This is a genomic window from Bradyrhizobium sp. (assembly GCF_049512235.1).
In the GTDB taxonomy this organism is placed as follows: Bacteria; Pseudomonadota; Alphaproteobacteria; order Rhizobiales; family Xanthobacteraceae; genus Bradyrhizobium.
In genome coordinates, this window is the sequence record NZ_JBEKXH010000021.1 from 1 (window position 1) to 19,512 (window position 19,512).

Here is a 19,512-nt window from a genome sequence, read left to right on the forward strand (position 1 = left end):
GCGACCTCGTAGCCTGTCGCGGTCGCTTCTGCGCCGATTAGCGTGGCGCCGACAAATTCACCCGCTGCAACAGGCGCCCCGCCATATTGCAGCTCAGGTCCGGTTCCGCTGCCCACACTATCGAGATAATAATTGTGGCCGACCTGAACCAAACTGGTCGAGCCGAACGACTCGATGACTGTCGTTTCAAGCGCGAAGGCCGCCGCGACCGCCGGGTCGACCTGCACCAGACCTGCCCCGCTGACGGCCGAATTCGACATCGGCAGCGCGGTTTCCTGCATGATCTGCTCGACCTCAGCCGCAGTCAGGCTGGGATTGGCCGCCAAGATGAGAGCGGCCACGCCGGCCAGGCTCGCCGACGCCGCCGAAGTGCCGTAGAAATCGCCGAGATTTCCCGAAATGGTCGTGGCGATGTCGTCCACGCTGGAAACCACGACCGGATCAAGCAGGTCCGGTGAAGACAGTGCGGTGCCATTGTTGGCGAACAGAAGCTCCGCGCCGGCGCCTGACGAAGAGAAGCTTTCGCTCGTCGGAGAGAAACCGAAAGCCGGCGTATCGGCGGCGCTGACAGCGCCGGCGGTGATCGCGCCGGGGGTCTCGGCGTGGCCCACGACGGTCCCGGTATTGGCACCGCTGATCGTGGCCGGCAGGCCATCGCCCTCGGTGATCTCCTTGATCAGCCCGGGATTAGGCCCGGACAAATTCTCGATGGCAACGTAATAGGTTCCAGTGCCAAGCCCCCATATCACCAGCGGGTTGTGCAGTTCCTGCCCGGCGTTTTGGTTCGTAAACTCGCCAAGGAGGGTCCCATTACTGCGGAAAACGACCATCTCGAGATTCGAGGTGGCGGCGCCGTAGGGCTGGTTCCACTGCAGCACCAAAGGAACCGTATAGCCGGTCCCCTCGGCATTAATCGTAACGGTCTGAACGAGGCTGCCTCCGAAGCTCTCGGCGTCAGTGAGATTAATTCCGTCGAATGAACCCGATATCGGCGTCCAGGCGGCCTGATAGCCATTGCTGGCCTCATTGCCGGCCGCCGTGACATAGGTGACGCCTTCCGCCTCGACGGTTTGAATGGCCTGCGCGACCACGCCGTTCTGAAAGAACGGCTCGTCGTAATACGCGACATCGTCGCAAATCACCTTGCAGCCGGCGGCGGCGAGCGCGAGGATGCCATTGGCAAAGTCCTGTTCGCTCTCGTCGGCGGTGTAAAACGCGAGGCTCGCTCCGGGGGCGATGTCGTGGATGACCTGCATCATCGCGCGGCCCTCGTCGGTGCCGCCGGACGGCAGGTCCTTGATGACGTCAATGTTGGAAGCGGTCGGCAGCGCCCCGTCGGCTTCGTCCGCGGCCGCGCCGCCGAGATCGTTGAAGCTGTCGGAGATCACGCCGACTTTGATGCCGCTGCCGTTGACGCTTAGGCCGCTCTCGTCCAAGGCTTGCTGCACTTGCTGAGCGGTGGCGCCCTGGGGGCCGACGGCTTCGGTGATTGCGCCGGATGTTGCCTCTGCCTGCCCTTCCGAGTTTGCAACATGTGCCGGCTGAGTAGCTGACGTGATGGGATTGAGGGAAACGGCCGTTGGCGCCGCAAATGCGCCGTTGCCGATAAACGAGGCTGTGGTTGGGCTGTTATAGAACAGCTGATAGTCGGCCTGCGACTGGGCTTCATCGGCGTAACCAAGGTTGGCCTGAGCGGTGGTGTGCTCGCCGGTCGATCCGGCCGCGGCATCAGGCGCCGGCGCTGACGAAGCCAACAGAGGCGCTGCCGCCGTGGTGCCGCCGTTATTTTCCGGTGCGGTCCAATCGAAGAAATCGTTGGAAATCTGGTCCGTGACATCAGCGGTCTGCACCGGTACCGCGATGTCGTTATCGAGGCCGGTGGAGGCCACATCCAGGTTCGGAAGCGCGGTAACCGGCAAAATCTCCGCAGGAGCGCCAGCGAAGATAGGTCCGCCGTCGATTATGGCGGAAGTACCGAAGTTAAGGTCGGCCTGGGCAGAATTGAAAGAGTTATCGAACGAATCTTGCGGGTCAATATCGAATCGGGAGTTCATTGCTCTGGCACTCAATTAGATTTGGCACGCAACAAGAGATTCCGGGCACTTTCTTCCGTCGGGATTTGCCGAGATGGACAAGACCGACTCGCGAGGGAAACAGATAACACGCCAGCGTAAAGCCGGCGTTAGTGATGCCGGCTAATTTGCGGCTTTTTTTGAGGCGCGTAGCTCTTTCTGTGGTTTTTCTACAAGTCAGGATTGCCTGGTTCCAGGCTGCAACTGAACAGGACCGGTTTCGGCTCGCTTCACGCCGAAAACGACACCTCGGGGAGCGCGATGTAACGCTGATTTCATCTACAGGACCGGTTGCCGAGGACTTCAACCGCGGTTGGTATGAGTTCATCGCGCACGCCGTTTATGAGTAATCGTTGTCCGCCCCTCCAATTGTCACCGAAGCCGTCTGCAGGGTTACAGTAGCGATCGCAAGAGCACTGAAAACGAATTGGCGCACGCACTCACTTCGGCCGAACCAGCGCTTGCCGCGAGCGATGTGCCGGCAGGCTGTCCTTATTCCACGCGCGTTCGCACGAGAACATCCGCCACGAAGGCATCGAGATCGCCGCCTTCGAACAGGAAGCCCGGCAGTCCCGCTGCTTGCGCCGCAGCGATATCGGTCGGGCGGTCGCCAATGACAAAACTGCCTTGGCGTTGCACCGGCCAGTGCGCCATCAGGTCGAGGATCATGCCAGGGCTTGGCTTGCGCCAGTGGTGATCCTCGAGATAGCCGGCCACAAATCCCTCGGGATGATGCGGGCAATAGCGGATATCGTCGATCCGGGCGCCCGCTGCGGCGAGTTCGGCGCACATCCAGTCGTGCAGCGCTTGCAGCGCGTCCTCGGTAAAGAAGCCGCGAGCCACGCCGGATTGATTGGTGAAAAAGAACACCAGGTATCCGGCCTCGTTGAGACGCCGAATCGCCTTCGCCGCGTTCGGCATCCAGCGAATCCGCTCTGGTGTGCCCATGTAGCCGTCGTCGTGGTTGACGACGCCGTCGCGGTCGAGGAATGCGGCGGGTCTTGGCGCCGAGCCGGCCGCAAAGATGCCACTCATTTCGTGGTGACTTCCAATTCGCGGGGGCCTCCAGAAAGCAGGCGCTCGGCGATATCAACAACGTCGGAGGCGGGGATATCCCGCATGCAGCGATGCTCGTTCATGGTGCAGACCGGACGGTGGCAGGGCTGGCATGCTAGGGTGGTTTTGGTCTGAACCGTGGCCGCGAGGCCGTTCAGGGGCGCCCAGTGATAGGGGCTGGTGGGGCCGAAAATGCCAATGGTTGGCGTGCCCAGCGCCGCCGCGATGTGCATTAAGCCGGAATCGTTTGAAATCGCTGCGTCCGCCGCCGCCATCGCCAGAATGCCGTTGCGCAGATCGGGGCCGGTGAGGTCGTGCACGCAGGGACCGCCAACGGCCACGATTTCCGCCGCCAGCGTCTGTTCGGTCGGGCCGCCGACCACCCAGACCTCGAACCCGTGCTCGACCAAGAGCCGGGCGGCCTGCGGATAATAGGTCCAGCGCTTGGAGGCGCCGACCGAGCCCGGCGCCAGCGCCACAACCGGGCCTCCGCCGAGCTGGTTGGTTTGCCGCCAGCGGTCGGTTTCCCCGCCGGGAACCCGTAGCTGTGGCACCGGCCACTCCCCGGGCAATGGCGCCCCATCCTGCAGCGCCAGCGCGGCGTTCTTGTCGATGAAACGGGGCAGGGCATTCTCACCCCAGCGCCATCGGTTGATCAGCCCGAACCTGGCCTCGCCGACAAAGCCCACCCGTTCGGGAATACCGGCGAGCGCTGGCGCAATCGCCGCTTTCCAGGTGCGGGGCAGCACCAGCGCGGTGCCATAGTTCCTGGCCCGCAGCTGGGCCGCCAGGCCCCATTGTTTGGTTAGGGCAAGCCTGCTGCGCGGCAGGTCCCACACGATCCCTGCGCGCACCCCGGGCATATAATCGACCAGCGGGGCGCACAGGGGCGTCACCAGGACATCGACGGGCCGATGAGGCCAGCGTTGTTTCAGGACGCGGACCACGGTATGGCCGCGGACAAAGTCACCAATCCACATATAGGGGATGACCAGAATCGGACTTGTATCATCCGGATCTACCATCGCCATCAATTTTTCTGAATCCATGTTCATAATTTGGAATCGGCGCCTGTCGATGTCGACCTTGTCGGTAACTGCTCCTTGCCGCGGGGTAAAGTCACCAAACCGGGGCCGCGCGGCTTCGCCGAGCCGGGCGACTGAAGTTGCCTGCGGGGCGCGACTGGGGCAAAGCTTTCGTAGCGCAATCAAGGCAGGGTCAAGGAATGTTGCTGGTGACCGGCGGCGCCGGTTTTATCGGATCGAATCTCGTGGCCGCGTTGAACGACGCCGGCCGCGCCGATGTCGCCGTTTGCGATGGGCTCGGCCATGACGGCAAATGGCGCAACCTCGCCAAGCGCCAGCTCGCCGATATCGTGCCGCCAGCGGAATTGCCGGTTTGGCTGAAAGACCGCCGGTTGGATGCGCTGATCCATCTCGGAGCCATCTCGGACACCACCGCGACCGATGGCGATCTGGTGATCGAGACCAATTTTCGCCTGTCGATGCAGCTGCTTGACTGGTGCGCGGCCAACGCGACGCCGTTCATTTATGCCTCATCGGCATCGACCTATGGCGATGGCGCGCAGGGCTTTCGCGATGATGCTTCGATACCGGCGCTGAAGGCGCTGCGGCCGATGAACCTGTATGGCTGGAGCAAGCATCTGTTCGATATGGCGGTGGTCGGGCGCGCAGCACGAGGCGAAAAGCTGCCGCCGCAATGGACCGGGCTGAAGTTTTTCAACGTGTTCGGCCCCAATGAATATCACAAGGGCGCGATGATGAGCGTGCTGGCGCGGCGCTTCGACGACATCAAGGCCGGCCGGCCGGTGCAGCTGTTCAAATCCCACCGCGAAGGGATCGCGGACGGCGATCAGCGGCGTGATTTCATCTATGTCGACGATGTCGTGCGGGTGATGATGTGGCTAATAGCTGTGCCCTCGGTCAGCGGCATCTTCAACGTCGGCACCGGCCGGGCGCGCAGCTTCAGGGATTTGATGCTATCGGCCTATGCCGCGCTCGGCACCACCCCGAATATCCAGTATGTGGACATGCCCGAGCCGATCCGCGGCAGCTACCAGTACTTCACCCAAAGCGAGGTCGATCGTCTATGCGGCGCCGGCTACAACGGCGGCTTTACCGCGCTGGAAGCGGCGGTCGCGACCTACGTCAAGGGCTACCTCGATTCGGCCGATCGCTTTCGCTGACCGCGCCACAAACAACGAGAACAGATGTTCGATTTTGACGCCCTGTCGCAAGCGATCACCCGCCAGACGGTGCTGTGCGTCGGCGACCTCATGCTCGACGAATTCGTCTACGGCGAAGTGTCCCGGATTTCACCGGAAGCGCCGGCGCCGGTGATTGCCGTGCAGCGCACCGAGACCGATATCGGCGGCGCCGGCAACGTCGCCCGCAACATTGCCTCGCTCGGGGCACGCTGCATCTTTGTCGGGATGATCGGCGACGACGAGGCCGGCAAAACGTTGCAGGCGGAGCTGGCGCGCGAGGGCCTGATCGAAAGCGTGCTGGTGTGCGATCCCCGACGGCCAACGACGCGCAAGGTGCGCTTCGTGTCGGAGCATTTTTCGACGCATATGCTGCGCGCGGACTGGGAATTTGCTACACCGGCCGCGGCCGATATCGAGCAGAAACTGATCGATGCAGTCCTGCCGCTGCTGCCGCGTTCGGATATCGTCCTGCTGTCCGACTATGCCAAGGGCGTGCTGACGGCGCGGGTGATCCGCAACATCATCGACGCCGCCCGAAAACTCGGCAAGCGCGTCATCGTCGATCCCAAGAGCCCCAACCTTGCGATCTATCGCGGCGCGACGCTGATCAAGCCGAATCGCAAGGAGTTCGCGGATGCGACCCGCAGCCGCGCCGATTCCGAAAACAGCATCGCGGAAGCCGCGCAGGAGCTGATGCAGCTTGCCGATTGCGAGGCCATCCTGGTGACGCAGAGCGAGCACGGCATGACGCTGGTGTCCCGCAACGGGGAAGCCATCCATGTGCCGGGCCATCCCGTCAAGGTACGTGATGTCTCCGGCGCGGGCGATACGGTTGCCGCCGTCCTCGCGCTGGCGCTTGGCGCGGGAGCCGATTGGGAGACCGCCCTGCGGATGGCCAACGCGGCCGCCGCGGTGGCGGTCAGCAAGAAAGGCGCCGCCAGCGTGACTTCAGCGGAATTGCGCCGGAAGATCCTTCCACATGCGTTCCTCGCGGCGGAGGAAAAGATTATTGCGGTTGGCGGTGATCTCGGCCCCCAACTGCTGGAGTGGCGAAAGCAGGCCTTGCGGATCGGATTCACCAACGGCTGTTTCGACATTCTGCATCCCGGCCACGTCAAGGTCCTGACCGCGGCGCGCGGCGCCTGCGACCGCCTGGTCGTTGGCTTGAACAGCGATGCATCGGCGCGGCGGCTGAAAGGCGAGGGACGGCCGGTCCAGCACGAGCAGGCGCGCGCGGAAGTGCTGGCGGCGCTGGAGGCGGTCGATCTCGTCGCACTGTTTGAGGAGGACACGCCGATCAACCTGATCAAGGAGATCAGACCGAGCGTGCTGGTGAAGGGCGGAGACTATGCCCGCGACCAGGTCGTCGGTCACGAGATCGTCGAGGCAAATGGCGGCGAAGTGCTGCTGGTCGAGGTCCTGCCCGGTTTCAGCACGACATCGCTGGTTGATCGCGCGCGCGGAGGCAAGGTGTGAGCGCTGAGGCAAGCTTGCCGGGGACGGCGCTGTTGTCGCGGCTATGGCGCGATCCGGCCGCCTGGCTGACCACGGCGGATATCCTCGCCATCCTGATTGCGGTTGCGCTGCCCTGGTCGACATCGCTGGTGGCGATTTTTGCCGCTGCATTCCTGGTGGCGCAGGCGCCGTTCTTCGACGCCAAGGCCTTTCTGCAATTGTTGCGGCGCCCAGTCTGTACGCTGCCGCTGGCGCTGTTTGCCTTGGCGGTCGCAGGAACGCTGTGGTCGGATGCGGCGTGGGGCGCGCGCCTGTACGCGATCGGCCCGACATTGAAGCTGCTTGTGCTGCCGGCGTTGTTCTATCATTTCGCGCGCTCCGGGCGCGGTCTATGGATATTGCTGGCCTTTCTGATCGCTTGCACACTGCTGATGGCGCTGTCCTGGATCGTTCTGTTCGTTCCGCAACTGAAGGTCACGCTAACCCAGAGTCCCGGCGTTCCAGTCAAGAACTATATCGACCAGAGCCAGGAATTTGCATTCTGCGCCGTCGCGCTGGCTTATCCGGTCGTGGCCTTGCTGCGGACAAACAGGATTTGGCAGGCGGTGCTGCTCGCTGCGATCTCGCTCAGCTTCGTCGTCAACATGATTTTTGTGATCGTGTCGCGGACAGCGCTGGTCACGATACCGGTCATGTTGGCGGTGTTCGCGCTCTTGCACCTGAAGTGGAGAAGTATCGTCGTGATATTTTGCGTCATGGTCTTGTTCGCGGGGCTGGCCTGGAAAATCTCGCCCCAGATACGCGCGACGACGACCTCGTTCCTGAGTGATTACGAGCTGTACAAGGAGACAAACAAGCCGACCTCGGGCGGTCTGCGGCTGGAATATTGGAAAAAATCGCTGCAGTTTTTTACCGAGGCTCCGATCCTGGGGCATGGCACGGGATCGACGCGTGGTCTGTTTGAGCGGGCCGCGGTGGGACAGACCGGCGCCGGCGCCGATGTCGTCGGAAACCCGCACAACCAGACCCTGAACATGGCGGTGCAGTGGGGCGCGATCGGAATCATAACGCTGTACGCGATGTGGTTCGTGCACCTGCGGATGTTCCGTGGCGACGACATGGCAAACTGGATCGGATTGCTGGTCGTGGCCCAGAATATCTTCACATCCCTGTTCAATTCGCACCTGTTCGATTTCCATGAAGGATGGATGTATGTCCTGGGCGTCGGCGTCGCCGGTGGAATGAAGCTGAAAAGCAGTTCGCGCGAAGCGGCCGCGGGGGCGCGACCGCCCGGCAGCGCATGATGGTTGGCATGCACGCACCGGATGAGCTATTAGCGGCATCGCAACGGCGAGATCCCTCCAGGATTCAGTACCGGTCAGCGAAATGATGCGTTTCACACATCTGACCTCGCGCAATTTCTTGATTGCGTTGCACGACGCCCTGGCGACGACGCTGGCGGTGCTGGCCAGTTTCTATCTGCGCTTCGAGGGAGAGTTATTTACCGAACGGCTGCCGCTATTGCTGGACATCCTGCCGTATTTCATCGCCCTGAGCGTGGTTGTCTGTTACGCCTTTCATCTGACCACCACGAAATGGCGCTTCATTTCCCTTCCCGATGCGCTGAACATCCTGCGCGCCGCCACGGTGCTGACGGTAGCGTTGCTGGCGCTGGATTACGTTTTTGTCGCGCCCAATGTCAAAGGCACCTTCTTCCTCGGCAAGATCACGATCGTGCTGTATTGGTTCCTCGAGGTGTTCTTCCTGAGCGCCTTGCGCTTTGCCTACCGTTATTTTCGCTACACGCGCGTGCGTCGCCATGCCCGTACCGAGGACGCATCGCCGACCCTGTTGATCGGCCGCGCGGCGGACGCCGAGATCCTGTTGCGTGGTATAGAAAGCGGCGCCGTCAAGCAGCTTTGGCCGGTCGGCCTGTTATCGCCGTCGATGGCTGACCAAGGGCAGTCGATCCGCAATATTCCGGTGCTCGGTGCAATCGACGATATCGAGGACGTGTTTCGCGAGTTTGCCAGGCGCGGCAAGCCGATCAAGCGCGTGTTGATGACACCGTCGGCGTTCGACCCCGAGGCGCGGCCCGAGGCCGTGCTGATGCGGGCGCGCCGGCTCGGCCTCGTCGTGAACCGGCTGCCGTCGCTCGAAAGCGGGGATACGCCGCGGCTGACCCCGGTTGCGGTGGAGGACCTGCTGTTGCGTCCGAGCGAAAAGATCGATTACGTCCGTCTCGAAGCCCTGGTGAAAAACAAGGCCGTCATCGTCACCGGCGGTGGCGGCTCGATCGGTTCGGAGATTTGCGATCGTGTCGTGACCTTTGGCGCGGCGCGATTGCTCGTGATCGAAAACTCCGAGCCCGCGCTCTATGCCGTCACCGAAGCCCTTGCGGCGCACGAGAGCAGCGCCGCCATCGAGGGGCGGATTGCCGATATTCGCGATCGCGACCGTGTGCTGCAGCTGATGAATGAATTCAAGCCGGACATCGTGTTTCACGCCGCAGCCCTCAAGCATGTCCCGATCCTCGAGCGCGACTGGAGCGAGGGGGTCAAGACCAACATTTTCGGGTCGGTAAACGTCGCCGACGCGGCCCGGGCGGCAGGCGCCGCGGCGATGGTGATGATCTCGACCGACAAGGCGATCGAGCCGGTCTCGATGCTGGGGCTGACCAAGCGATTTGCCGAAATGTATTGCCAGGCGATTGATCGCGAACTGGCGTTCCAGCCGGACGGCAAGCCGCCGATGCGCCTGATCTCCGTGAGATTTGGCAACGTACTGGCCTCCAACGGATCGGTGGTCCCGAAGTTCAAGGCCCAGATCGAGGCCGGCGGGCCGGTCACGGTCACCCACCCCGATATGGTCCGGTATTTCATGACGATCCGCGAGGCCTGTGATCTCGTGCTAACCGCCGCCACCCATGCGCTGGGAAGGCAGCATTCGGATGTGTCGGTCTATGTTCTCAACATGGGGCAGCCGGTCAGGATCGTCGACCTCGCGGAGAGGATGATCCGGCTTTCCGGCCTGCAGCCCGGCCACGATATCGAGATCGTGTTCACCGGGATGCGGCCGGGAGAACGGCTGAACGAAATTCTGTTCGCGCATGAAGAGGAGACGGTTGAGATCGGCGTCGCTGGTATCGTGGCCGCGCGCCCTCGCGAGCCGTCGCGCGAGGCGATGCGCGCCTGGTTGGCCAGGCTTCATGACGCGGTCGATGGCGAGCAGCGAAGCATGATCGAGCTCGTGCTGAATGAGGCGATCCCGGAATTCGCAGCCGGCGCGCGCCTCCCGGCTAGCCAACAGCCCGTGACCGCGAAAACCTGACCAGCACGGCCAAAACTCCGAGCGTTCCGATCACCAGCATCGCCGCATCGACCGGCGGCGAGGGGATGGCGATCGACACCGCCGCCAGGCCAGCCAAAAGCGCATTGAGCAGGAATACGTTGGCGACGACTTGCCCGACACTGAAGCCGTTATCGGTTGCCCGCTGGTAGAAATGCGACCGGTGAGCGTCCCAGAAGCGCTCGCGATTGGCCATTCGCCGGAACAGGGTGATGGTCGCGTCGCCGAGATAGTAGAGTGGCAGCAACAGCGCCGCGGCGAGATGCTGGCGCCCTGCAAGTTCGAGCAGGCACCAGCCCGTCAGCAGGCCGATCGGCAGGCTGCCGACGTCGCCCAGAAACAGTCGGGCGACCGGCCGGTTGAACGGCGCAAAGCCGAGCAATGCGCCGCCGAGAGCCAATGCAATCGGCAGAATGTCTATGGGCGCTTCACCCACGAATGCAAAGGCCGCCAGCGCCAGCGTCATCGGCAGCATTTCCGCCACCGTCATCCAGTCCAGCCCGTCCATAAAATTCACGAGGTTGATGAACCATAGCAATCCGAGCATCAACAATCCGCGCTCCAGCACAAGCGGGATCGCTTCCAGGATGCGCAGCTGGGATGGCAGGGTCGCAAACAGCAGCGCGACCGCGGCGAGTTGCAGCGCCAGGCGGGGCAGCACGGGGATCGGTCGGAGATCATCGATCATCCCGACGGCCGCAAGACAGAACGCGGCAGCCAGGACGACGGGGATCGCGTTATCCGGGTAGGGGGTGCCCAGGTACGACGTCAGGGCCGTGGCGAGCGCAGTAGCGGCCATCACGGCGATGCCGCCGCCCTGTGGTGTGGGTGTGAGGTGCGACGACCGCGCGTTTGGCCGGGCCAGCGCATAGCGCTGGAGCAACGGACGAAGCAGCACGATCAGGCCGGCGCAAATCAGCGCGGCTGCGACCGGGACGAGAGCCAGGACCGCGCGGTGCGGATCTTTATCGATCACGAGAGCATAGCCAGCGGCTGTTGGAGGTGGGTTGCCCATGCGGACCGCAAGGGGGCGTCATTTTGGAACACGATGCGTACGAACCTGCCGCCGGTCAATATACGGCGCAATCAGGTAGGGCATTTCGACAGAAAAACCAAACCAGCACCGACCCTGTCTTGCATTCTTCGGAGCAGCTCGCATTGCCCCCGGGGATCGATGCCTCACAGCCAGCGGCAACGCGGCGGCAGGCATGAGTTCAGGGGACGGCATTCAAGCGATCGCGGCTGCGGGCCAGCTGATGGTCGAGCAGCGCGTCCATCAGATCACGGTAGGCGTCTAGCGAGATCTGCGGGGTGAAGCGTGGAGCAATCTGGGCTGCCCGATGGCCTTTTGCAATGGTGCCAGCGGCGCTGGAGGCGGCGAGACTGATTATTTCGGCGATCGCCTTTGGATCTTCGGGTGGCGTCACCCACCCAATATTCTCTTCCTGCACCAGCATAGCTGCCTCGGCGTCCGGCTCCGAACAGATAATGATCGGGCGCCCGACAGCGAGCAGGTTGTAGATGCGGCTCGGCACCGACACCCCCGTGTTTTGCTTGCGGTAGGGAATGATCCAGACGTCGCCTGCGGCGAGAAAACTCTCCAGATCGGATTCGCCGACCCGCTCGATCAGCGTGACGTTGGAAAGAGGTGAGGCGGCCTGCATATCGTTGAGCTTGGCCCAGCCCACGCCTTCACCCGAAAGCAGAAAGTGAATATCCTCATTGTCTTGCAAAATCCGGGCAGCTTCGAAAACGGACGCCGGATCGTGGGTAAAGCCGGCATTTCCCGACATGGCGACGATAAATCGGCCTGCGTAGCGCCGACGATATGGATTCTCGGGGTTCAATTCCCTGTAGCCTACGGGCAGTGTAGACCAGTTCGGAATCAGGATGACCTTGGACGCCGCCATTTTTGGGTAATCGAGCAGTTTCGAGCGCATGTCGCGACCGATGATGATGATCGCATCGAGCCATCGAAACATCCTCTTGTTGGCCGATCGGAGCCACCTGGTGAGGAAAGAGGATGCGTGCAGAAAGCCGGCCATCACCAGCGTATCTGGATAAAGATCATAGATGATCACGGCTGACGCGGCCTTTCGAAGCCGGGCGGCCAGCGCAACCGTGTATGGCAACGTAAACGGCGTCGTCACCGATAGCAGGACATCTTCGCGGCGCGCATGCTTCATCACCGCGACGAACACCTGCAGCGAGAAGAGCACAGCGGCGAATGATCGTGCAACCAGCGCGGATTTGCCCGGCCACCAGCTTTTGATCTCGATGACTTCAGGCTCGCCCGGCACCGGCGGCGATGGGGAAGCCGAATTGGGCGAACTGCAGATCACCATCACCCGGCTTTTCTTCGCGAGTTCTCGCGCGATCTCGGTCATGTAGCCGGATGTGGTGCTGGGAAAGGGCGCATAGTGCTGGCTGACCAGCAGGATCTTGCCCCTTCGCGGCAGACATTCACCGGCTGGCGCCGGCGCCCAATCGCTGCCGAGGTGCCTGAGCGTCAAGTCTTCGTAGAGCCGAACGATGGAAGATCCGATAATCCTTGCCGACAGCCTGTCGACGACCAGTTGTCGCGCCGCCTTGCCGTAGCGTTCGCGCAGCTCGGGCGAGATGGCGAGCTTCTTGATTGCTCCGGCGAGCGCCGTCGGGTTTTCGATCGGAACCAGCAGTCCGGTCTGGTCTTCAATGACGATCTCGCGACAGCCCGGCGCATCCGTTGCGATCATCGGCCTGCCACAGGCCGCGGCTTCCAGCAGACTGACGGGCAGCCCTTCGCGGTGCGATGGCAGCACCGCGAAATGGCAGAGCCGCCACAAAAATACGATATCCTTGATATGCCCGAGCCAGGTGATGCCAGGACGGCGGCTCCACTCTTCGACCTCTTCCAGTCCGACCGAAGCAGGGTTGGCCCGGTCCGGATTGCCCGCAATGATCAGATTGGCGTTGCAGCCCTGATCCCGAAGCAGGCCATGGGCGGCCACCAATGCGCGGATGCCCTTGTCGGTCAGGAGGCGCCCGGCAAAGCCAAAGGTGATGGGGCCTTCCGGCTCCGGCAATGGCTGCAGCGCATCGGTATCTACGCCCGACCCGGGGATCAGAACCATGCGTTCCTGCTCGATGCCGAGATCGACCAGCGCCGAGCGGTCGTCAGGGTTCTGAACGAGAATGACGTTGGCCCGCCGATTCAAGAGCCAGGGCAGAAGCCACGCCATGCTCTTTCTTAACATCCGCGTGCGCCAGGTAACGGACGTAAAGATGTAGCCCAGGCCAGTGATCGCGTTGACCTGCCGGATGTTCCTGCCCAGCGCCGCCATTGCCCCATAGACACAGCACTGCAAGCCTGAATGATGCACGATCTGCGGCCGGATTTTACCCTCGATACGTCTGAGTGCGAGAATCGTCGGGATTGCGGCAAACGGCGACAGTCCACCGCGCCGGAACGGGATCCGATGCAGGATGAAGCCCTCGGCCTCGATCGCCTTTGCATCCTTATCGACACGGGTCGCGACGTGGACCTCGAAGCCCGCGTCGCGCGCTGCCCGAGCCATCGGCAAGCGGTTCAGCAGGAACGCGAAGTCCTCGTTCGCGACATACAGCAATCGTCGAGGGGAGCTTGCCGTTGCAGCTGTCATCTCGTTCACGAGTTCAAGGTCGGGAGGTTCAAGGATATCAAGTGCAGGCATGGTAGCAATGGGATCGGTGCGAATGGAAAAGCATTTCATGCATGGTGATCTGGTTCGACTCTTAGTCGTTGCAGACTGCACGCTCAACCGAGGATGTCCGGCGTTGCCGCCCCAGATACCGGGTCGCCATCACCAGCAGGCCGGCCAAGATCGGTGCCAGCAGCAGTCCGCCGGACAGCAAGGCCGTGTTCAACGCGGTTACCAAAAGCGTAAATACACCCATAAACGCGGCACCGAGCACGGCGACCGCGACAACACTCTTCCCCCGCACCAGGAAAATTGCGTCGATGGAACGGCAAACTGCGCCGGCTATCAGGCTAAACACGATCACACCGGCGTAGGAAAAATCGGCCCAGGCATCGGCGATGAAGAGCGAAGGGCTGGTGACGTCATAAGTGCCTTGCCAGGTGTGAGCCACGATGCTGTAGCTTGGGATGTAGTGCAGTCCCATCAAACTCGCGACGGGGCGGATATTGGCACCCCACATATGAGGATGTACGAAGGGAAACGTAGCGAAGTTTTCCAGCAGCGCCTGACTTTCCACCTCGAAGACACGAAAATAAACGAATTCGAATCCTGCGAGACCCTTCGGGAGCGTCATGATCAGACGAGCGATCGCGTAAATCACCAGCGCGACCGCGCAGGTTCCGCCGAGCGCGCTGCGCCAGGTAATCCGATTGCTGAATGTAAGCAAGGCAGCCACCATCAGTTGAACAAGGAAGAACGCCGGCGGCGCCTTGCTGAGCGTGTCCATTTTCCCGATCATGGTCGCGAGGAACAGCAGAATTGCGGCCAAGGACAGCGGCCATGACTTGTTGAACCAGCCTGTCAGCAAACCCCAGATGACGAACATCGGCGCAACCGCGGCAAGGATCAAACGGTAGGAATAGCTGGGGCTGGTGGCAAAATGCAATCGAAACGCATTTCTCGCGACATTGCTTTCATCGTCTCCCCGAATCGACAGGAATTTCCAGATCGTTGTAATGTGATGCTCGGTAATCGAGACATATAGCATGAACGCAAACAGTGCCAGGATTGCGATCAGCAGAATGCGGTGCCCGTCCATATCATCCCGAAGAGGTTGGACACTCCAGTTCGCCAATGAAGTCCGCATGGTCTCGATCCGCCCGGCAGCGAGCCGATCGACCGCCTCAATCCCCACGATGATACAAAGGTACATCAATGCTATCGAAAAATTCATCGCGATAACGACTGCGTCAAACTCGGCAACCCTGGCTTTTATGATCGCAAATAGTGCATCGGGATAGTGAGCCAGATCTGCAAACAGGTTTATCAGAAAGGCGTGTTCGCCCGAACTAAGCATGTAGCTTAAATATGCAGGTCCATAGATCAACAACAACGATCCGACCAGCATGGTGGTCGTCGTTACGAACAGGCGCAGCCGGAAAAAAAGATAAAGCGCCGCAACCAGCATTGCGGCAACCGCAGCGGCGTAGCTTACTGATAACATTTCATTTCCTGCAAACCCCGGTAGAGACCTGCCTCGCCAGCATGAAGGATCCTCTGGAAAAAAGAGCCAAGCTGATCCCAGCTCGCGCTCGATCGCAACAGGGCTGACGAATATGGCTGTGCAATGACGCCGGATCGCGTTGTAGGACCGCTCGCCGTGGTTAGTTAACAGGTTTGCGCCGCGCCGTCTCGGATATCGTCTGTCCGTCTCGTGCTGCGGATCATGCCCAATGGCCTGGGTCGATTCCGATGCCCGCAATCTATCGCGGTTGAAGGAGACCGCCAGGCGCGGTATATTTGATAATGATTGTAATTTTCGGGGCGTCTACCGATATCGGGGCGCGGTTATCGGAAAAACTTCGAGCGGCGGGACTTCCGTTCAGGCGCGTATTCCGGCGAGAGGGAATTGTCGCCGATCTGGCGAGCGGCGCCGGCGTTCGTGACGCGATGCAAGATGCGGATGTCGTTGTTTCCTGTGCCCATGCAAGATATACGCGGTCAATTATCGAGAATCTTACCTCACGATCGACCAGCCTGGTTCTGATGGGGTCGGCATGGCGTTACTCTGCGATACCGAACAAGCGGGCGGATGAGGTTCGTGAAGCCGAAGCGGATTTCTTGAGCTCAAGCCATAATGGCGTGATGCTGCATGCGGCGATGATCTATGGCGGCAACCAGGAAAATAATATTCAAAGGCTGCTCGCAGCAATCCGCCGCTTCCCGGTATTGCCGGTGCCCGGCGGAGGTCGTCATGTCGTTCAGCCGATCTATATTGATGACGTTGTTGATTGCCTGTTCGCCGCCGTCGGAATGCAATGGATCGGGCGGCATGTTGTCGGGCTGGCGGGAAAACCCATTCCGTGGCGCACGATGGCGAAGCTGTGCGCCAAATCCATCGACCGGCGCTTTGCGATCATTCCTGTGCCCGCGTTTCTGCCGTTGCTCGCGATCTCCTTTCTCAACAGAGTTCGTGCCACGCCGATTGATGCCGGGATCGTGCAGCGCTTCGGCGAGAATGTGAGCATCCCGCTGTCGGAGATGATGGAAATGTTCGCTGTCCAGCCCCGTGAATTTGAGGTGGGCCTTCAGTTGGCGCTGGAAAATTGGCGCCGCCACGGCGCTGTGTAATTGCCGTTTTCCGGCCGGGAGGGGCGCTTGGATGAACGCGAGAGAACACTGTCGAACCGGGAGTGTCTTAATTGGTGCACTGTCACCGGAATCAGGCTTTCCGGATATATAATCGTGGGTATCACCGCTTCACTACAGAATTGTCGCCACGCGCTCGGTGTTGTCGTGCCGAAGCTGCGCGTCGGCTGGGCAGATACCAAACCGACTACCGCGCCGCGCGCGTCGGCCTGGAAGGCGGGTGCAATGCAGCTGCCAGTTTCCTGCTATAGATCTCTTGCCAGGGGTTTTTGTCATCACCGACGAAGTACCCGCTTCGCGCGCCACGGAATACTTCGGCGTCCTCGACGCCGGGCGGCAACGCGCGCTCGTCGCGTAGCGCGCGGGCTGCCATCAGCAGACGTCGGCGCGTACGTGTGATCATCTGATCCGATGGCGCGAGATGCTCGAACGCGTGGTCGGTGATCGATCCCATGCTCTCGGTGATGGCCTGATCCTGCAGGTGAATGCCGTCTATCCCGCTGTAGATCGTGTCGCTGCGCTGGGCCGCGCGGTCAATCCCCCAGTCGTTGCTCGCATTCGATGCAAGCCGCCAACGGCCGAGCCAGTCGGTCGTATTGGGCAGGAACTTGTTGCCGCGACCCGTGCCGCCGATCAGCGTGCCGTCCTTGAAGGCAGGCTGCGGCCGCGTCATCGCCGACGCGCCGCGCTTCCACCACAGGAAGCAGAACATCGTGTGCCCGTCGTCGAGCGGCACCCAGGCACGCGCGTGCACATGACTGCCGAACTCGCCGTTCGGCGCCTGGCTCCAGAACGGAAACAGGAAGTTGGCGAAGCGCCAGTAAACGTGGTCCGGGGCCGCCGCGCGGTAGGCGGCGTACTGCGTGCCCCAGGCGGTATCGGCGACATGGTACTCTGGCGTCCGGTTGGTAACGGTGTAGTACACTTGGTTATCCTCCGGCACATCGTCCGGGTCGACGTGGCCAGCGTGCAGGAAGCCGAAATGCGAGGTATCGATCTCGCCTTCGAGCGCCTGCAGGTAATTGCACTCGCGCTGGACCAAGCTCACGCCGATCTCATCATCGGGAACGTCGAGGATTTCGAACGCCGGCAACGGCGGTGTCTTCGCGCTCGACCCCATATGGACCCACACGATCCCAGCGCGCTCGATGGCCGGGTAGGCCTTGGCCTTGACTTTCTGCTTGAAATCCTGGTGCGGCGGCACGCTTGGCATGTCGATGCAGTCGCCCGAGACGTTGAACTTCCAGCCATGGCAGATGCAGCGAATGCCTCCTTCCTCGTTGCGTCCGAGGAATAGCGAGGCGCAGCGGTGCGGACAACGATGGTCCATGACGCCGACCCGGCCTGCGCTGTCGCGAAACGCAATCAGCCTCTCGCCGAGCAGCATGAGGCGAAGCGGGTCGCCGTCGCGGGTAAGTTCCGATGACAGCGCTGCGGGAATCCAGTACTGCCGCATCAACTCACCCATGACCGTTCCCGCACCGACTTGCGTGAGTTCCCTGCCCTCCATCGCAGTTGTCATCGCATCCTCCTGATGCCGCCGCGGGTCGCCCGAGAGTTTCGCGGGTCGCCCGGGAGTGTAGCGTGGTTGGCGGCCGCTGCCTGCTGCTACCCCACTTTGTTGATATGCGCCGCGCGGATCACCTTGGCCCACGTCTCGGTCTCCCCGGCGATATGCTTTTCGAAGTCGGACGGCGACCCGATAAATACCACGGAGCCCAGGTCGGCGAAACGCGCCTGCAGCTTCGTGTCGGCAAGGCACGCATTGATCTCCTGATTGAGCTTGTGAACGATCTCGACCGGCGTTCTCGCGGGTGCGCCGACGCCGAACCAGCCGCTGGCCTGGTAGCCAGGTACGAACTCTGCCACGGTCGGGAGTTCGGGCAGCGCCGTCGAGCGCGTTGCCGTGGTTACGGCCAGCGCACGTAGTCTGCCGTCTCGAACGTACTCGATCGACGAGGACAGGGGGCTAAACATTACCTGAACCTGCCCGGCGAGCAAATCCGTCAGGGCCGGCGGCGAACCACGATAGGGCACATGCACCATGTCGACATCAGCCATCATCTTGAACAACTCGCCGGCCATGTGAGGCCCGCTCCCGGTGCCCGGCGAGGCCATGTTGAGCTTGCCGGGATTGGCCTTGGCGTAGGCGATGAATTCGGGAACTGTCCTTGCTGCAAACGAGGGATGCACCTCAATGCAGTAGGTCTCGTGGCTGATGCTCGCAACCGGCGCGATGTCGTGCACAAAACTGTAATTGAGCTTTTCATAGAGCGTCGCGTTGACGGCGTTCGCAAGTGACACCAGGAGCAGCGTATACCCATCGGCGGCCGCTTCCACCACGACCTCGGTGGCGATGTTGCTGCCGGCGCCGGGACGGTTCTCGATGACGAGCGGCTGGCCGAGCCGGTCCGAAAGCCATTGTGCCAGCAGGCGCGCTGCGATGTCGGGCGCGCCGCCAGCGCTGAAACCGACGATCATGCGCACCGGCCGCGCCGGATAGGCTTGCGCGTAGGCCATGCGCGAAATGGCCGGAAGACCGAGCGCCAACGCAGCGAGACGCAGGAATAGGCGACGCGGAGGTTTCATCGCAGTCCCCCTACCGGCCGGCATAGACACGTCAGTTCGGTATTGGTAACTCAGCCGGTGCGCTGCAGATGTGAAGCGGCTCACACGAATCGCATAATTTCAGCCAGACGGGCAACCAGACATGAGCAAGATGACTACTACCAACAGAACGGACGAACCCCTTGAACCTCTGCGTCCGATGACGGACGAGGAAGTGATGGCGGCTGCGTTGAGCGATCCCGATGCTCAGCCTTTGAAGCCTGACGACTTCAAGCGCATGAAGCGCGTTGCGCGCTCCAAGATCATCCGGCAGGCGCTCGGAATGACCCAGGAAGAGTTTTCGGCGCGCTTCAAGATTCCTCTCGGCACATTGCGCGATTGGGAGCAGGGCGCTGCTGAACCGGATACCTGCGCCCGTGCCTATCTGACGGTGATCGCCCGCAATCCCGCGGCCGTCATGGCGGCATTGACGCCTTGA

At 61.7% G+C, this 19,512-nt stretch carries 14 protein-coding genes and 1 pseudogene; 6 read left to right on the plus strand and 9 right to left on the minus strand.

Annotated elements, in window-relative coordinates; all coding sequences use genetic code 11:
* From ABSG20_RS03440 to waaF, 3 genes are all read right to left on the minus strand, one after another.
* Positions 1–1,889: S8 family peptidase (locus ABSG20_RS03440; RefSeq protein ID WP_423863081.1), on the minus strand; the 1,889-nt coding region annotated here is incomplete at its 3' end.
* Between the two features lie 675 nt (positions 1,890–2,564).
* A complete protein-coding gene (locus tag ABSG20_RS03445; protein ID WP_423863082.1) occupies positions 2,565–3,107 on the minus strand; it encodes a D-glycero-alpha-D-manno-heptose-1,7-bisphosphate 7-phosphatase in 543 nt (180 codons plus the stop codon).
* Positions 3,104–4,183 (minus strand): lipopolysaccharide heptosyltransferase II, encoded by a 1,080-nt coding sequence (gene waaF, locus ABSG20_RS03450; protein ID WP_423863083.1) that lies wholly within the window; start codon positions 4,181–4,183, stop codon positions 3,104–3,106. Before waaF ends, ABSG20_RS03445 begins: the two co-directional genes overlap by 4 nt.
* Positions 4,184–4,353: 170 nt before the next feature.
* On the opposite strand from waaF, the gene rfaD reads away from it, so the two are divergent.
* From rfaD to ABSG20_RS03470, 4 genes are all read left to right on the plus strand, one after another.
* Positions 4,354–5,334: an ADP-glyceromanno-heptose 6-epimerase gene (gene rfaD / locus ABSG20_RS03455; RefSeq protein ID WP_423863084.1), complete on the plus strand. Its 981-nt coding sequence runs from the start codon at positions 4,354–4,356 to the stop codon at positions 5,332–5,334.
* A 24-nt stretch (positions 5,335–5,358) separates the two neighbouring features.
* Entirely contained in the window at positions 5,359–6,831 is a 1,473-nt protein-coding gene (gene rfaE1, locus ABSG20_RS03460) for a D-glycero-beta-D-manno-heptose-7-phosphate kinase (RefSeq protein ID WP_423863085.1), read from the plus strand.
* Complete coding sequence (locus ABSG20_RS03465) at positions 6,828–8,114, plus strand: O-antigen ligase family protein (RefSeq protein ID WP_423863086.1); 1,287 nt, start codon at positions 6,828–6,830, stop codon at positions 8,112–8,114. Before rfaE1 ends, ABSG20_RS03465 begins: the two co-directional genes overlap by 4 nt.
* Before the next feature lie 82 nt (positions 8,115–8,196).
* Positions 8,197–10,140 (plus strand): SDR family NAD(P)-dependent oxidoreductase, encoded by a 1,944-nt coding sequence (locus ABSG20_RS03470; protein WP_423863087.1) that lies wholly within the window; start codon positions 8,197–8,199, stop codon positions 10,138–10,140.
* Here ABSG20_RS03470 and ABSG20_RS03475 read toward each other — a convergent pair.
* From ABSG20_RS03475 to ABSG20_RS03490, 4 genes and pseudogenes are all read right to left on the minus strand, one after another.
* Positions 10,109–11,134 (minus strand): MraY family glycosyltransferase, encoded by a 1,026-nt coding sequence (locus ABSG20_RS03475; RefSeq protein WP_423863088.1) that lies wholly within the window; start codon positions 11,132–11,134, stop codon positions 10,109–10,111. The two genes, ABSG20_RS03470 and ABSG20_RS03475, sit on opposite strands and share 32 nt — an antisense overlap.
* Positions 11,135–11,372: 238 nt before the next feature.
* Positions 11,373–12,545 carry a glycosyltransferase family 4 protein gene (locus ABSG20_RS03480; RefSeq protein WP_423863099.1) on the minus strand — a complete coding sequence of 391 codons (1,173 nt, stop codon included), beginning with the start codon at positions 12,543–12,545 and terminating at the stop codon, positions 11,373–11,375.
* A gap of 120 nt (positions 12,546–12,665) precedes the next feature.
* A pseudogene (locus ABSG20_RS03485) lies at positions 12,666–13,799 on the minus strand (glycosyltransferase family 4 protein); the annotation flags it as partial.
* A gap of 112 nt (positions 13,800–13,911) precedes the next feature.
* Positions 13,912–15,321 carry a hypothetical protein gene (locus ABSG20_RS03490; protein WP_423863089.1) on the minus strand — a complete coding sequence of 470 codons (1,410 nt, stop codon included), beginning with the start codon at positions 15,319–15,321 and terminating at the stop codon, positions 13,912–13,914.
* A gap of 446 nt (positions 15,322–15,767) precedes the next feature.
* On the opposite strand from ABSG20_RS03490, the gene ABSG20_RS03495 reads away from it, so the two are divergent.
* On the plus strand, positions 15,768–16,448 hold the full coding sequence (locus ABSG20_RS03495; RefSeq protein ID WP_423863090.1) for an NAD-dependent epimerase/dehydratase family protein: 681 nt from the start codon (positions 15,768–15,770) through the stop codon (positions 16,446–16,448).
* Between the two features lie 205 nt (positions 16,449–16,653).
* Here ABSG20_RS03495 and ABSG20_RS03500 read toward each other — a convergent pair whose 3' ends face one another.
* Positions 16,654–18,120, minus strand: a complete 1,467-nt coding sequence (locus ABSG20_RS03500) for a Rieske 2Fe-2S domain-containing protein (RefSeq protein WP_423863091.1) — start codon at positions 18,118–18,120, stop codon at positions 16,654–16,656.
* A complete protein-coding gene (locus tag ABSG20_RS03505; RefSeq protein ID WP_423863092.1) occupies positions 18,075–19,055 on the minus strand; it encodes a tripartite tricarboxylate transporter substrate binding protein in 981 nt (326 codons plus the stop codon). The genes ABSG20_RS03500 and ABSG20_RS03505 overlap by 46 nt, the downstream gene beginning before the upstream one ends.
* 130 nt (positions 19,056–19,185) lie before the next feature.
* On the opposite strand from ABSG20_RS03505, the gene ABSG20_RS03510 reads away from it, so the two are divergent.
* A complete protein-coding gene (locus tag ABSG20_RS03510) occupies positions 19,186–19,512 on the plus strand; it encodes a helix-turn-helix domain-containing protein (protein ID WP_423863100.1) in 327 nt (108 codons plus the stop codon).